18 protein-coding genes are annotated in these 13,322 nt (G+C 69.4%); 12 read left to right on the top strand and 6 right to left on the bottom strand.

Annotated features, from left to right (window positions below; translation table 11 throughout):
* Positions 1-165 precede the first annotated feature (165 nt).
* The gene (locus ACWGE0_RS07960; RefSeq protein WP_452260178.1) at positions 166-1,194 is read left to right on the top strand and encodes a S1 family peptidase; all 1,029 of its coding nucleotides are present in this window, start codon (positions 166-168) and stop codon (positions 1,192-1,194) included.
* A 40-nt stretch (positions 1,195-1,234) separates the two neighbouring features.
* Here ACWGE0_RS07960 and ACWGE0_RS07955 read toward each other — a convergent pair whose 3' ends face one another.
* Positions 1,235-1,744, bottom strand: a complete 510-nt coding sequence (locus ACWGE0_RS07955) for a group II truncated hemoglobin (RefSeq protein ID WP_452260177.1) — start codon at positions 1,742-1,744, stop codon at positions 1,235-1,237.
* A gap of 27 nt (positions 1,745-1,771) precedes the next feature.
* Here ACWGE0_RS07955 and ACWGE0_RS07950 point away from each other — a divergent pair, with 27 nt between their 5' ends.
* From ACWGE0_RS07950 to ACWGE0_RS07935, 4 genes are all read left to right on the top strand, one after another.
* Entirely contained in the window at positions 1,772-2,089 is a 318-nt protein-coding gene (locus ACWGE0_RS07950) for a winged helix-turn-helix transcriptional regulator (RefSeq protein WP_452260176.1), read from the top strand.
* Between the two features lie 55 nt (positions 2,090-2,144).
* Entirely contained in the window at positions 2,145-3,074 is a 930-nt protein-coding gene (locus tag ACWGE0_RS07945; RefSeq protein ID WP_452260175.1) for a TauD/TfdA dioxygenase family protein, read from the top strand.
* A 99-nt stretch (positions 3,075-3,173) separates the two neighbouring features.
* A complete protein-coding gene (locus ACWGE0_RS07940) occupies positions 3,174-3,350 on the top strand; it encodes a CsbD family protein (protein ID WP_452260174.1) in 177 nt (58 codons plus the stop codon).
* 56 nt (positions 3,351-3,406) lie between these two features.
* Positions 3,407-4,285, top strand: a complete 879-nt coding sequence (locus ACWGE0_RS07935) for a hypothetical protein (RefSeq protein WP_452260173.1) — start codon at positions 3,407-3,409, stop codon at positions 4,283-4,285.
* Here the strand turns inward: ACWGE0_RS07935 and ACWGE0_RS07930 are convergent.
* Positions 4,254-4,850, bottom strand: a complete 597-nt coding sequence (locus ACWGE0_RS07930) for a TetR/AcrR family transcriptional regulator (protein WP_452260172.1) — start codon at positions 4,848-4,850, stop codon at positions 4,254-4,256. The two genes, ACWGE0_RS07935 and ACWGE0_RS07930, sit on opposite strands and share 32 nt — an antisense overlap.
* A gap of 122 nt (positions 4,851-4,972) precedes the next feature.
* On the opposite strand from ACWGE0_RS07930, the gene ACWGE0_RS07925 reads away from it, so the two are divergent.
* The gene (locus tag ACWGE0_RS07925; RefSeq protein WP_452260171.1) at positions 4,973-5,524 is read left to right on the top strand and encodes a hypothetical protein; all 552 of its coding nucleotides are present in this window, start codon (positions 4,973-4,975) and stop codon (positions 5,522-5,524) included.
* On the opposite strand, the gene ACWGE0_RS07920 is transcribed toward ACWGE0_RS07925, so the two are convergent.
* Positions 5,514-6,098, bottom strand: a complete 585-nt coding sequence (locus ACWGE0_RS07920) for an ABATE domain-containing protein (RefSeq protein WP_452260170.1) — start codon at positions 6,096-6,098, stop codon at positions 5,514-5,516. The genes ACWGE0_RS07925 and ACWGE0_RS07920 overlap by 11 nt on opposite strands.
* Before the next feature lie 58 nt (positions 6,099-6,156).
* On the opposite strand from ACWGE0_RS07920, the gene ACWGE0_RS07915 reads away from it, so the two are divergent.
* Entirely contained in the window at positions 6,157-6,846 is a 690-nt protein-coding gene (locus ACWGE0_RS07915; protein ID WP_452260169.1) for a metallophosphoesterase, read from the top strand.
* Positions 6,847-6,848: 2 nt separating this feature from the next.
* Entirely contained in the window at positions 6,849-7,475 is a 627-nt protein-coding gene (locus ACWGE0_RS07910; RefSeq protein WP_452260168.1) for a LysE family translocator, read from the top strand.
* On the opposite strand, the gene ACWGE0_RS07905 is transcribed toward ACWGE0_RS07910, so the two are convergent.
* Positions 7,442-7,897 carry an Lrp/AsnC family transcriptional regulator gene (locus tag ACWGE0_RS07905; protein ID WP_452260167.1) on the bottom strand — a complete coding sequence of 152 codons (456 nt, stop codon included), beginning with the start codon at positions 7,895-7,897 and terminating at the stop codon, positions 7,442-7,444. The two genes, ACWGE0_RS07910 and ACWGE0_RS07905, sit on opposite strands and share 34 nt — an antisense overlap.
* Before the next feature lie 94 nt (positions 7,898-7,991).
* On the opposite strand from ACWGE0_RS07905, the gene ACWGE0_RS07900 reads away from it, so the two are divergent.
* Together ACWGE0_RS07900 and ACWGE0_RS07895 are read left to right on the top strand one after the other, a co-directional pair.
* Positions 7,992-8,819 (top strand): LLM class flavin-dependent oxidoreductase, encoded by an 828-nt coding sequence (locus ACWGE0_RS07900; protein WP_452260166.1) that lies wholly within the window; start codon positions 7,992-7,994, stop codon positions 8,817-8,819.
* Positions 8,816-9,232 carry a nucleoside deaminase gene (locus tag ACWGE0_RS07895; RefSeq protein ID WP_452260165.1) on the top strand — a complete coding sequence of 139 codons (417 nt, stop codon included), beginning with the start codon at positions 8,816-8,818 and terminating at the stop codon, positions 9,230-9,232. Before ACWGE0_RS07900 ends, ACWGE0_RS07895 begins: the two co-directional genes overlap by 4 nt.
* Here ACWGE0_RS07895 and ACWGE0_RS07890 read toward each other — a convergent pair.
* A complete protein-coding gene (locus ACWGE0_RS07890) occupies positions 9,229-9,927 on the bottom strand; it encodes an ankyrin repeat domain-containing protein (RefSeq protein ID WP_452260224.1) in 699 nt (232 codons plus the stop codon). The two genes, ACWGE0_RS07895 and ACWGE0_RS07890, sit on opposite strands and share 4 nt — an antisense overlap.
* A 221-nt stretch (positions 9,928-10,148) precedes the next feature.
* Between ACWGE0_RS07890 and ACWGE0_RS07885 the strand changes: the two genes are divergently transcribed.
* Positions 10,149-11,804 carry a lipoxygenase family protein gene (locus ACWGE0_RS07885; RefSeq protein WP_452260164.1) on the top strand — a complete coding sequence of 552 codons (1,656 nt, stop codon included), beginning with the start codon at positions 10,149-10,151 and terminating at the stop codon, positions 11,802-11,804.
* Positions 11,805-11,815: 11 nt separating this feature from the next.
* Positions 11,816-12,772 carry a hypothetical protein gene (locus tag ACWGE0_RS07880; RefSeq protein ID WP_452260163.1) on the top strand — a complete coding sequence of 319 codons (957 nt, stop codon included), beginning with the start codon at positions 11,816-11,818 and terminating at the stop codon, positions 12,770-12,772.
* A gap of 9 nt (positions 12,773-12,781) precedes the next feature.
* Here ACWGE0_RS07880 and ACWGE0_RS07875 read toward each other — a convergent pair whose 3' ends face one another.
* On the bottom strand, positions 12,782-13,267 hold the full coding sequence (locus ACWGE0_RS07875) for a glutathione peroxidase (RefSeq protein ID WP_452260162.1): 486 nt from the start codon (positions 13,265-13,267) through the stop codon (positions 12,782-12,784).
* Between the last annotated feature and the right edge of the window lie 55 nt (positions 13,268-13,322).

Genomic DNA, 13,322 nt, shown 5'->3' with positions numbered 1-13,322 from the left:
TAGTCATTATCCGGACAGGGTTTTACCAGTGTGCGCGAAGGCTTCTGCGGCTGCGTGATCGGTCGTAAGCTCGGGGTGTGGTCGCGCTCTCATGGCGGCCTGGTGAGTCATTTTCCTTGGCATGCCTTCGAAAGGCGTGTTCCCCCTGCACCAAGGAGGCTCGTGATGAACACCCGTTTCGCCGCCCTGTCCGTCGCCCTTCTCCTGGCCGGACTGCTCACTCCGCCCGCGTCCGCCGACGCCGCGGCCGCCACCACCGAACTCGCCACCTCGGTGGTCGAACAACTGGAGGGCCGTACCGCCGGGTCCTACCGGGACTCCGCGACCGGGAGGCTCGTGGTCGCGGTGACCGACGCCGAGACCGCCCGCACTGTCCGTGCGGCGGGTGCCGTGCCGCGGTTCGTCGCACGGAGCGGCGCGGTGCTGCGGGCCGCGACCGAGAAGCTGGACCGCTCGGCGGCCATCCCCGGCACGTCGTGGGGCGTCGATCCGCGGACGAACCAGGTGCTGGTGTCCGCGGACGCCACGGTGACCGGTGCGAAGCTGGCCAAGCTGCGCGGGGTGCTCGCCGAACTCGGTGATGCCGCGCGGCTCGAGCACGTTTCCGGCGCGTTCACGACGACGATCACCGGTGGTGACGCCATCTACGGTGGTCCGTACCGCTGTTCGCTCGGCTTCAACGTGCACCGGCCCGGCAGCAGCACCGCGTGGTTCCTGACCGCGGGACACTGCGCCAACGCCGCCGCCACGTGGTCGGCCGGCGGCGGGCAGGTGATCGGCACGCGGGAGGGCAGCAGCTTCCCCGGCAACGACTACGCGCTCGTCCGCTACACGAGTGGCATCGCACGCCCTGGCGGGGTGAACCTCTACAACGGGTCCATTCGCGACATCTCCGGTTCCGCCAACGCGTACGTCGGCCAGTCGGTGGCGCGCAGTGGCAGCACGACGGGGTACCGCACGGGCCAGGTGACCGGGCTCAACGTCACGGTGAACTACAGCGACGGCACCACGGTGACCGGGATGATCAGGACGACCGTGTGCGCCGAAGGTGGTGACAGCGGAGGTGCCCTGGTCGCGGGCAACACCGCGCTCGGCCTCACGTCGGGCGGCAGCGGCAACTGCTCCTCCGGTGGCACCACCTTCTTCCAGCCGGTGGTGGAGGCGTTGAACGCCTACAACGTGCGCGTCTACTGACAGCTCGCGGGCGGCGCCGGACTCCGGCGCCGCCCGCGGACTAGCCCTGCACGTACGGCGGCGCCACGCCCCAGCCCCACTTCGGCACCGGCGCCCCGTGGAAGGGTTTGGCGTCCTGCGCGGAGTTCTGCACCGCCAGCCGGGTGCCCCACTCCAGATAGGACACGAACGCGGCGCGGAACTCCGGGTCGTCCGGCAGCGACACCTCGTCCGCCGCGTCCATGATGAGGTTCAGCCACCGCCGGCGTTGCTCCTCGGTGATGGCGCGGCCGAGGTGCTTGGCCAGCATGAACTCGTAGCCGCCCCGTTCCTCGGTGTACGCGGCGGGTCCGCCGAACACCTCGCCGAGCCACAGCGCCACGTAGCGCGCATGGCCGGGATCCATGCCGGCGAACACCGGTGCGAGCAGCTCGTCGTCCGCGACCCGCCGGTAGAACGCCTCGGTCAGCCGCAGCAACGCCTCCGAGCCGCCCGCCCAGGTGTAGAGAGAAGGTGTTGACTGGTCGTTGATCACGACGACCACTCCAGCACCACGCCGGACGCCCGGCAAGTACGCACCTTTTGGTGAGGAGCGCGCATGTACCACTGTCCTGTCGAGCTGACCCTCGACGTCATCGGCGGCAAGTGGCGTGCGGTCATCCTCGCCCACCTCAAACAAGGCCCGCACCACTACGGCGAGCTGCGCCGCAAGGTGCCCGGCATCAGCGAGAAGATGTTCGTGCAGCGGCTCCGCGAGTTGCAGGACTCTGGCCTGGTGTCACGGGCCGAGGTGCCTCCGCACGTCGAGTACTCGCTCACCGAGGAGGGCAGGAGCCTCGGGCCCGCGCTCCAGGCCCTGTACGACTGGGGTGTTCAGCGCGCCGCCCGGACCGGTGAGGTCATCGCGCAGGCGTGATTTCCACGTGTTGGACGCGGTGTCGGCCAGCGCGCGGGACTGCCACGATGAGGTCATGTCAGCTGTCTCCGATCGCGTCAGCCTGCGGGACGCACGCACCCCGGCCGGCGGCATCCTGGAAGGACCCCGTGTGCTGCGGCGTCTTCCCGACGGCGTCGAGTCCAGGCCCTACGAGCTGTTCACCGTGCGGCCGTTGGGGCGGATCATCGGCGCCGAGATCGACGGCGTGCGTCTCGGTGAGCCGCTCTCGCCGCGGTTGCGGGAAGAGCTCAACCGCGCGTTGCTCGAGTGGAAGGTGTTGTTCTTCCGCGACCAGGACATCACGCCCGCCCAGCAGCGTGCGTTCGCCCGCAACTGGGGTGAGCTCGAGACGAACCCGTTCATCCCGGCCGGCGACAGCGACGAGGTGACCAGGTTCGCGCGCGACGGGTCGATGCCCGCGTTCGAGAACATCTGGCACGTCGACGTCACCTTCCGGCCCGAACCGGCGCTGGGCTCGGTGCTGCGGCTCGTCGAGGTGCCGCCGATCGGTGGCGACACGATGTGGGCGGACATGGCCGCCGCCTACGACAACCTGACCGACGAGGTGAAGGCCCGCATCGACGGGCTGCGCGCGGTGCACGACTACATCCCCGGCTTCGACCGCTTCTCCGACCCGGATCTGCTCGCCCGCTGGCAGGAGAAGTTCCCGCCGGTCGAACACCCCGTCGTGCGCACACATCCGGAGACGGGGCGCAGGACGTTGTTCGTGCATCAGGCTTTCACGACTCACATCGTCGGCGTGGATCGCGCCGAGAGCGATCGGTTGCTGCACCACCTGTTCACGCAGGCGCACGTGCCGGAGTACCAGGTGAGGTTCCGCTGGACGCGCAACACGGTGGCGTTCTGGGACAACCGGGCCACGCAGCACTACGCGGTGAACGACTACGCGCCGCACCGGCGGGTGGCCGAACGCGTGGCCATCGCGGGGGACCGGCCGTTCTAAACGCGGAGGTTCCGCACACTCCATGATGATTGAGGTTCGTCTGGGCGGGCACCCAAGTGTGGACGTCGCACCTGAAAGTCAGGTCGAGGGAAGGACCACATGGGTACCGACGACAAGATCGATGCGAAGGCCGACCAGCTCAAGGGCAAGGTCAAGGAAGGCGTCGGCGACGCGACCGACGACCGCCGACTGCAGACCGAGGGTCAGGGTGACCAGGCGAAGGGTCACCTGAAGGAAGGCGTCGAGAAGGTCAAGGACGCTTTCAAGAAGGACTGACTTCGGTCATCGCGACGAGCGTGCATCCTGCGGGTGCACGCTCGTCGCGTGCGACCATGTGGACCGTGATGCCCGAGGTCACGGCCGCGACCTGGGCCGAGCAGCAGGTGGCGCAGGTCCGCGACGACCCCGCCGGCCGGCTCGCGCTGATGGAGCGCTGCTACTCCGGCCCGTTCGGGAAGGCGCCACAGCACCTGCCGTTCCGCCGGGCGGCGATGTCGTTCATGCGCTGGCAGCTGCGGCGCGGCGTGTTGCAACCGCCGTTCCACCGCCGGCCCGGCAGTCCCTGGTGGCGTGCGGTCAACGAACGCATCCTGCGCGACGGCTGCGAGGCGGTCGGGCTGAGTGGCGGCATGACGGGCCCTTCCTCGTCCGCCACGGCCGCGCAGTGGCTTTCCTTCGCGCTCCGGCCCACCGCTCAGGCCTGGTACCGCGCGCACAACGGGAGCGTGGTCGCCGCCTACCTCGAACACCGCGATCTCGCGGAGGCGGAGAACGAGCCCGAGCGGTTCTTCATGAACGTCATCCTGTGCCGGGTGCTTTACACGCACGCATTGGTTGCCGCACCACGGATCTCGCTGGGCTGGTTGCGTGCGCTCGCGCCGTTGCTCGGCGACCCCAGACTGGGCATGACGGGAATCTTCCTGCAGCTCTCCCGCGTGCTCCCGGACCAGTACCCGCTGAACGGCGGTGCGCGGTACTACCTCGGCCAGGAACACGGGTTCGCCCGTCTCGTCGACTTCGGGATGATCGTGCCGAGGCTGCGGCAGCTCTACGAGTGGTCAGCGGACGAGCTCGGGGCACCTGGCCTGCTCGACTGCGTCCGCGACGGCGCCCTGACCTACGCGTGGCCGTTCGAAGATCGGGACGTCTGGCAGCCGCCGAGATCGCGCGTGCTCCCCGTCATCCACCGGATTCTTCTGCCTCCGCGATGAAGGCCCGCACAAGTCCTTCCACGCCGCGGATGAACGTCTCGCAGACGAGTTCCGGGTCGGCAAGGCATCCGGACGCCATCGCTCCGTCGCGCAGCATCACGAAGTGCCGGGCGGCCGGTACGGCGCGCTCCTCCTGCAGGAGGGCGAACAGCTCCGTGACGGTGTGCTGGAACCATTCGCGGTGGGCCAGGACGGCCTGGTGGACAGGATGATCGGGGTCGGGGTACTCGGCGGCGGCGTTGAGGAAGGCGCAGCCCCGGAACTCGGGTGACCGGATTCCCTGGGCGATGGCCTCGCTGAGCGCTCGCAGGGTGTCGGCGGGGGAGTCCTTGCGGGCCGCGGCCGCCTGCGCGCGCATGGCCGCGTCGACCTCGGTCAGGTAGGCGACGACGAGCTCTTCCTTGCCCAAGAAGTGCCGGTACAGGGTCGCCCTCGTGACCTGCGCTTCCTCGACGATGCGGTCGATGCCGACGGAGTGGATGCCGTCGGCGTAGAAGATCTTGAGGGCGGTGTTGAGCAGCCTGGACCGCGCTTCGGACGGGCGGGTCGGTTCGGTGCGCGCCATGCCGCCGATTCTAGCGGATAGAACGTTCGGTCTTGACGATTCCGCGCGCAGCCCTCACGCTGGAAGAGGTAGAACGTTCGGTCTCTTTGGCTGGACTCGCCACCCTTGATGAGAGGACCTCCGTGACCGCCGTTGCTTCATCCACCGGGACCGAGACCGCGCCCGCGCTGCGCCGCCTGTACTTCGCCCGGTTCGGATTCGCCGTCGTCTGGGCTGTTCTGCTGTTCGTGACGGGCGCGAACCTCGGGCCGGTCGGCATCGCCCTGCTGGTCCTGTACCCGCTGTTCGACGTGGCCGCGGCGGTGGTGGACGCCCGCTCGTCCCGCGCCACCGGACCGATTCGCGGGCTGTACGTCAACATCGCGATCAGCCTGCTCGCCGCCGTCGGCCTCGCCGTCGCGGGTGCTTCCGGCCTGCCCGCCGTCCTGCGCGTGTGGGGCGCCTGGGCGATCGTCTCCGGGCTGGTGCAGCTGTTCGTGGGCGTGAACCGCCGCAGGATGGGCGGTCAGTGGCCGATGATCCTCAGCGGGGGCATCTCCGTGCTGGCCGGGTCGTCGTTCATCGTGATGGCGTCCGCGGCGAACCCGACGCTGACGAGCCTCGCCGGGTACGCCGCGATCGGCGGGATCTTCTTCCTGGTCTCGGCACTGCGGCTGGGCCGGTCTACCGGCTGATCTGCCGGTCGGCGAACCGCGCGACGCGGGCACGGTTGCCGCACGAGGCCTTGCACCACTGCTGGCGGCCGTGCTGCTGAACGAAGTACCGCACGCAGCGGGGTGCCTGGCAGGAACGCAGCCGTGGTGCGAGCGGGCCGGTGAGGAACTCGACGACGGCGAGCGCCAGCGCACCTTCGACGAACGTCTGGTCCTGTGCCGAGGTGTTGAGCCCGCGCTGGACACCCTGGTCGTCGATCACCACGGCGGTGCGAGGTTCCAGGGCGTTGATCGCCTCCTGGAGGACCGCCGCGGCCTCCTCGTCGCTCATCTGCCGGCCGCCTTCGACGCGGCTCGGCGGATGCGGCGAGACAGAGGCGGCGAACGCCGACCGCGCCGCGAACCGCAAGGTGCGCAACCGTTCTGCCTGTGCGGAGGAGCGTGGTGTGAGGTCTGGAAACCGTGCCCCGACCCACGTGTTCACGCCCGCGTCGTCGGCGAGGAAGTCCGCGACACCGCCGTGGCCGTCGTGGGCGATCGTGCTCACCAGTGCGAGCGCGGTCTCGCCATCGGAACCGTCCGGCAGCGCGAGCACGGCACCCCTCCACTAATCCACTAACGGTTAATCAAGATTTACCGTTAGCCTAGCCCACATGACGACCTTGCTGCACCTCAGCGACCCTCACCTGGACGGCTCGCCGGAGCGGGCGGACCGGTTGCGCGCCGTCCTGGACCTGCTGCCGCCCTCTCGCCGGCCGGACGCGATCGTGGTCACGGGCGATGTCGCCGACAAGGGGACCGCCGACGGGTACGCGCAGTTCCAGGCCGTGATGGAGGGACGTGAGCCCTGGCTCGCCGTGCCGGGGAACCACGACTCCCCGGCCCTGCTGGCGGCGTCGGCGTTCCTCGACGTCGGTGACCTGCGCGTCCTGGGCCTCGACGTGACGGTGGCGGGGGAGAACCACGGCGAACTGCGTCCCGAGGTGGCCGACCAGGCGGCGTCGCTGGCGGCGGAGGCCGGCCGGACCGTGCTCGCGTTCCACCAGCCGCCCGTGCGGATCGGTCACTCCTATGTGGACCCGATGCGCCTGCACAACGCGGAAGCCCTGGCCGCACTGGTGGAGCGCATCGGCAACGTGGAGGCGATCCTTTGTGGACACGTGCACACGCCGTCCGCGTCGTCGTTCGCCGGAGTGCCGGTGCTCATCGCGCCCGGCATCGTTTCCGCGTTGCGTCTCGATCCCGGTCAGTCTCCGCTGGCCGACCAGGAGCACGCGCCGGGCATGGCTCTGCACTGGTTCGAGCACGGCGTCGTCACCACGACCTTCCACTACGCGGGCTGACCGTGCGGCCGGAGGCAGTCGCCGGGTTCGCGCTCGCGATGGTGCCGATCGTCGTCACGCCCGGTGCGAGCTTCACGTTGATGGCGACGCACGTGCTCACGCCCCAGCCGGCCGTTCTGCGGCGAGTCGCCGGCGGGACCGCGCTCGGCATCGTCAGTCACGCGGTGCTGGCGGCTCTCGGCCTGTCGATGCTGGTCATGCGCTCGGCGGAGCTCTACCGGGCGCTCCAATTGGCCGGTGCCCTCTACCTCATCGCACTGGGCATCGCCGCGCTGCGCAGGCGCTCACCGGACGTGTCGGTGGGGCCTGAACGCCCGTTGCGCACCCGCACGGCGTTTCTGGCGAACGTGCTGAACCCGAAGGCAGCCGCCGTCTACCTCACCGTGGCGCCGCAGTTCTTGGACAGCACCACGTTCACGCCGGCGAACCTGCTCGTCCTCGCGGGCGTGCACATCGCGCTGACGACGATCTGGCTCGCCGCCGGCGCCGCCGCGCTGAGGTCGTTGAGCCGCCAGTTCCGGCGCGTCCCGTGGCGGGCGATCAGCGGCACCGGCGGCGTGGTCCTGATCGCGCTGGGCCTGAAGTCGTTGTGGGATCAGGTTCCCGGCGGCGCGCTCACGCCCCGGTAGGCCATGCTCTGGCTGTAGACGATGTTGGTCGTCGTGCTGCCGAACGCCATCAGCTCGTCGACCACCTTCTCGAGGTGCGGCATCGAGGTGGCGGCGATCTTGAGCGTGTAGCAGTCCTCGCCGGTGGTGCGCAGGCACTCCAGGACCTCGGTGCGTTCGGCGAGCAGCCGGTGCAGCGGCTGGTGCTGGTTGCCCGGATACTTCAGCCGCACCACGGCCAGGACGCTGTAGCCCGCCTTGCCGAGGTCGACGGTGGCGCGGTAGCCGGTGATGATCCCGGCGGTCTCCAGGCGCTTGACGCGTTCGGTGGTGGCGGAGGCGCTGAGGTTGACCCGGCGGCCGAGTTCGGTGAGCGGGACCCGGCCGTCCTGCTGCAGTTCGGCGAGGATCGCCCAGTCGGTCGCGTCGAGAGTCTCGGTCACATCGCGAAGCTACCGTGGATTTCCCGGTCAGTGCCGCCTGATGCCGTGAACATTCTCTTCTGCGGACCCTGTCCGGGGTCATAGTCTTGATCACGTGTTGATCGGCGTGAACGTCCCGAACTTCGGCCCTGGCTCCAGCCCCGCCGTGCTGCGCGAGTGGGCGCGGACGGTGGAGGGCCTGGGCTACGACCTGCTCATGATGTCCGACCACGTGGCGGTGACCCCCGACGTGGCGGAGCAGTACCCCGCACCGTTCTACGAACCGTTCACCACGCTGTCGTGGCTCGCGGGCGTCACCGAACGGATCACCCTCGGCACGACGGTGCTGATCGCGCCGTACCGGCACCCGCTGCTGGTGGCGCGGATGGCGGCGAACCTGGCCGACCTGAGCGGCGGCCGGTTGGTGCTCGGCGTCGGGATCGGCTGGGCGCGCCAGGAGTTCGAGGCGCTCGGGGTGCCGTTCCAGCGCCGCGGCAAGCTGACCGACGAGCTGATCACGACGGTCCGCGAGGCGTGGCAGGACGAGGGCTACCGCGCCGGGCACATCCCGATCTGGGTGGGCGGCCAGAGCGACGGAGGGTTGCGTCGCACGGTCCGGCTCGGCGACGCCTGGCACCCGTTGCGGCAAACCCCCGCGGGATGGCAGGAATCCTTGGCGCGACTGGAAGAGATCGCCGCCGCGGAGGAACGCCCGCGGCCCGCACTGGCGCCGCGCATCATGCTGAGGCTGACCGACGAGCCGCTCGCGGACCGGCGGCTGGGCGAGGGCACGCTCGAGCAGATCGTCGCGGACCTGGAACGACTGCGCGCGGACGGGGCGCACGCCGTGGTTCTGGATCCGTTCGTCGGCGATCCGGAGGAGACACGGCACCCGGACGTCGCCTGGAACGCACTGACCCTGGTACGAAAGGAATTCCGGTGAACGAAGGACATCTGCGTCGGGCGATCGCGCTGGCCGCCGAGGCGCGGGCGGGCGGCAACCCGCCGTTCGGCTCGCTGCTGGTCGGGCCGGACGGTTCGGTGCTCGTGGAGGAGCGCAACACCTGCCTCACCGACAACGACATCACGGCCCACCCCGAGCTGAAGCTGGCCCGGTGGGCGGCCCAGTCGCTGGACGCCGACACGGCCGCCGGGACCACGATGTACACGAGCTGCGAGCCGTGCGGGATGTGCGCGGGGGCGTTGGCGCGCTCGGGAATCGGGCACGTGGTCTTCGCGTTGGCGGGCAGCCAGTTGAACGACCTCAAGACGTCCGGTGGGTTCACCGACGTGCCGACTGACGGACCGCACCTGTACGACGAGGCGAAGGTGCCGGTCGAGGGGTACTACCCCTAGCTCGCTCCCTGGTCTTGCAGCCAGGCGGCGAGGTCGTCGAAGTCGTTGCGCAGTGCCGCGCCGAGCGGCGTGAGGTGTTCCCACGGCGGGAGCCAGTTGACGTTCGCACCTCGCGCCAGCAGGTACTCCGCGCACTCGCGTTGACCTCCGTGGCACGCGCCCCAGAACGCCGCGTCGATGTCGTTCGCGGCGGAGGGGAGCAGGCGTTCGACGTGGCTCAGCAGGCCGAGGGTGGCGGCGTCGATCAGCGTGACCGTCGCGCCGCGTTCGACCAGGCGATGCGCAGCTTGCCACTGCGCGAATGCCCGTGCGTCGGCCAGCGGGGTGCCACCGCCGATCACCGCACCGTCGGCGTCGATGTCCGCGCCCGCGTCGAGCAACGCGTCGAGCACCACGACGTCGTCCGCGCTGGCCGCCCAGTGCAACGGCGTCTCGCGGTGTGGCCCTTCGAACCGTGCGTTGACCTCGGCACCTGCGGCCACCAGCAGCTCCACGGTCTGCGCACCGTTCTGGCAGCGCGCCGGCCAGTCCGTGAGGACGTGCAGCAGGGTCCGGGAGCAACCGCGGTCGTCGAGGATTCGCGCGGTCGCCAGGTCGTCGTGGCCGGCCAGCAGCCCTCGCAACGCGGCCAGGTCACCGGCGCGGATCGCCGTCGTCACGGCCAAGGCGAGCGGTTCGTCGTTCCGCAGAGTCATCACCGCCGAAGTATGGCATTTCACCCGATTCCGGCGTGGAGGTTCACGGACGTGAATGATCCCTCGCGAGCCGCTTTTCGCAACTCGTGGCATCATCGCGAAATTGCGTTCGCAGGGTGGAGGGGATTGTGGCCGAGTATCTCATTTCGCAGCACGATGGCCGCGAGGAACGAGCTGAACAGGTAGCCGCGGTACGGTCCGCGTACCGGTACAACTTGGAAATGGGTTTTCCCGTCGCCGCTGGTACGACCGACGCGGACGGCCCGGCGAAGCGCTGGCAGGTCAAGTCGCTCGAAGCCCAGGAAAAGCTCAGGATGAACCTGCGGCTGCTCAAGCGCAGGGGCAGGTGGAATTTCGTCCACGAGCTGCAGCCGCTGGCACCGCTGAAGCTGGCGGCGATGATCCGGTCCGACGACATGGGCGGACTTGTCGACTACTTCATGCCGGTTCCTGGCGGTTCGACGGGCGAATTGAGACAAAAGAGTCTCCAGGACTTCCGAGAAGTTTTCGCATTGGCTCAGCCGCCGTCGGTCGTCGAGCGATTCGAGACCGACGAATACTTCGCCGAGTGCTTCGTCGCCGGGCCCGACCCGACGCGGTTGCGCCGGATGACCTCCGTGCCCGGCAAGTTCCCGATCACCTCCGCGCACCTGACCGCCGTGCCCGAGCTGGCCGGCGACGACCTGGAGACCGCCATCTCCGCGGGCCGGGTGTACTGGGTGGACTACGAGGCGATGTCCGAACTGGACAACGGCAAGCACCCGCAGGCCCCGAAGTACATGTACTCGCCGATGGCCGCGTTCTGCGTGCCGCGCCGGGGCGGGCCGCTGCGGCCGTTCGCGATCCAGTGCGGCCAGGACCCGGCGGGCCGCGAGATCTACACCCCGGCCGACGGCTACTCCTGGAAGCTCGCGAAGAACTGTGTGCTCTCCGCGCACAACACCTACCACGAAGTGTTGACCCACCTGGGTTTCACGCACCTGATGAGCGAACCCGTGCTGCTCTCCGCGGTGCGCAACCTCGCGGCCAACCACCCGGTCGCCGTGCTGCTGAAGCGGCACTTCGAGGGCACCTTCTCGATCAACAAGCTCGCGGTCGAGCTGCTGATCCAGCCGGGCAAGGCGGTCGAGTACCTGATCGGGTCCGATCTGGCCAGCACCTACCCGTGGCTCGCCAAGCACCGCGCGAACCGGTCGTTCCGCGACAACTACCTGCCGACCGCGCTCGCGGCGACCGGCACGGCGGGCAGCCGCGAGCTGCCGCACTTTCCGTACCGTGACGACGGTTTGCTGGTGTGGCAGGCGATTTCGGAGTGGGTCGGCAACTTCGTCGGTACCTACTACCGCAATGACGCCGAGGTCGTGGGCGATCACGAACTGCAGGCGTGGGCGGCCGAGGTCGCGTCGCCTCAAGGCGGCCAGGTCCGCGACTTCGGTGCCACCCCTGGCCACATCGCCGACTTGCACGACCTCGCCGAGGTCCTGACCATGGTCATCTGGACGGCGGGCCCTCAGCACGCCGCGGTGAACTTCGCGCAGAAGGACCACATGGCGTTCCTGCCGGCCAACCCGCTCGCGGGGTACACGCCCGAGCCGAGCGGCAAGGGGCACACCGAGGCCGACTGGCTCGACAACCTGCCGCCGCTGGACGTCGCCGTGCAGCAGTTCTGCGTGATGAACTTCCTCGGCTCCATCCACCACACGGTCCTCGGCGACTACGAGGACGACTTCCGGAACACGCCGGTGGCCGCCGGGCACCAGCGCTTCCGCACCGATCTCGGCAGCATCGAGGCCGAGATCGTCGCCAGGAACCGGCGCAGGGCGGTGCCGTACGAGTACCTGCGGCCGTCCCTGATCCCCAACAGCACCAACATCTGATGGCAGGAGCCATGACCGCACCGAGCACGAGCTGGCAAGAGGTCGTCGCACCCGACGAGGCGCAGCGGCACCGCGACCAGGCGGACCTGTTCATCGAGATGCAGCGCCGCAAGTCCGAGCGGTTCGGCACCGGCCGGGCGCTGCACCGCAAGCAACGCCCCGCACTGCGCGCCACCCTGGAGGTGCTCGCCGACCTCCCGGAGGAGGCCCGGCACGGCATCTTCGCCACCGAGACCAGTTATGACGTGTGGGTCCGGCTGTCCAACGGCGGGTTCGACCGGGCGCCCGACCGCACACCGGACATCCGCGGGTTCGCGTTCAAGGTGCTCGGGGTCGACGGCGAGGCGGTGTTCGGCGGTCCGGCCGCGAGCCAGGACTTCGTGCTGATCAACCACGAGAGGTTCAGTTCGTCGACCAGCAAGGAGTTCAGCCAGATCACCACGGCCGGTGGTGGCGGCCTGCGCGGCATCCTGCGTCTCCTGCTGCGGTCGCCACGCATGTTCGGTGATCTCAAGGAGGTGCGTGGCGCGTTGAACAAGCCGTTCAGCGGGTTCGCCACCGAGGACTTCTTCAGCGCCGCCCCGATCTCCTGCGGTCCCTACGCGGTGCGGGTGCGCGTGCGGGCCGCGTCGGACCAGGTGAACCCGCAGGCGCCGGACGACTGGTCGGCGGACGTCTACGACCGCCTGGCCGAGGCCCCGCTGGTGTACGAGGTGCAGCTGCAGTTCTTCCTCGACGAGGCGCGCACGCCGATCGAGGACGCCGCGGTGGTCTGGGACTCGCCGTATCGGACCGTGGCACGACTGGTGATCGGCTCGCAGCAGCCGGACGAGGAGTTCGCGGCCCAGGTGGAGGCCGCGAAGTTCGACCCGTGGAACGCGCTGGTCGAGCACCGCCCGCTGGGTGAGGTGATGCGCGCCCGCAAGGTCGCGTACCGCCCCAGCCAGCTGGGCCGAGGTGCCGACTAGCCCGACCGACTAGCGGAGGGCTGCCTCGATCGCGTTCGTGATCGAGGCGTCCTCGGGCTCGACCTTCGGGCGGAACCGGCCGAGCACCTCGCCGTCGCGCGACACGAGGAACTTCTCGAAGTTCCACTGCACGTCGCCCGCGGTTCCGTCGGCGTCGGGCTGCTGCGTCAGCTGCTCGTAGACGGCGTGCCGGTCGGAGCCGTTGACCTCGACCTTTTCGTAGAGCGGGAACGACACCCCGTACGTGGTCGAGCAGAACGTGGCGATCTCCTCGGAGGTGCCCGGCTCCTGACCCATGAACTGGTTGCAGGGGAAGCCGACGACGGAGAAGCCCTCCGCGCCGTACTTCTCCTGGAGCCGCTCCAGGCCGGCGTACTGCGGGGTGAGGCCGCAGCGGGAAGCGACGTTGACGATGAGCAGCACCTTGCCCCGCAACGTGCTCAGGTCGCCCGGCTCGCCCGCGAGAGTGGCGACCGGGATGTCGAAGATCTCCATGACCCCAACGTAGTTCATGGTTCGCGGGCCATCAGCCGCAGTGTGACGGACCCGA

The sequence above is a fragment of the Lentzea sp. NPDC054927 genome, from assembly GCF_053610285.1.
This window is presented reverse-complemented; position numbering and strand designations above follow the sequence as displayed.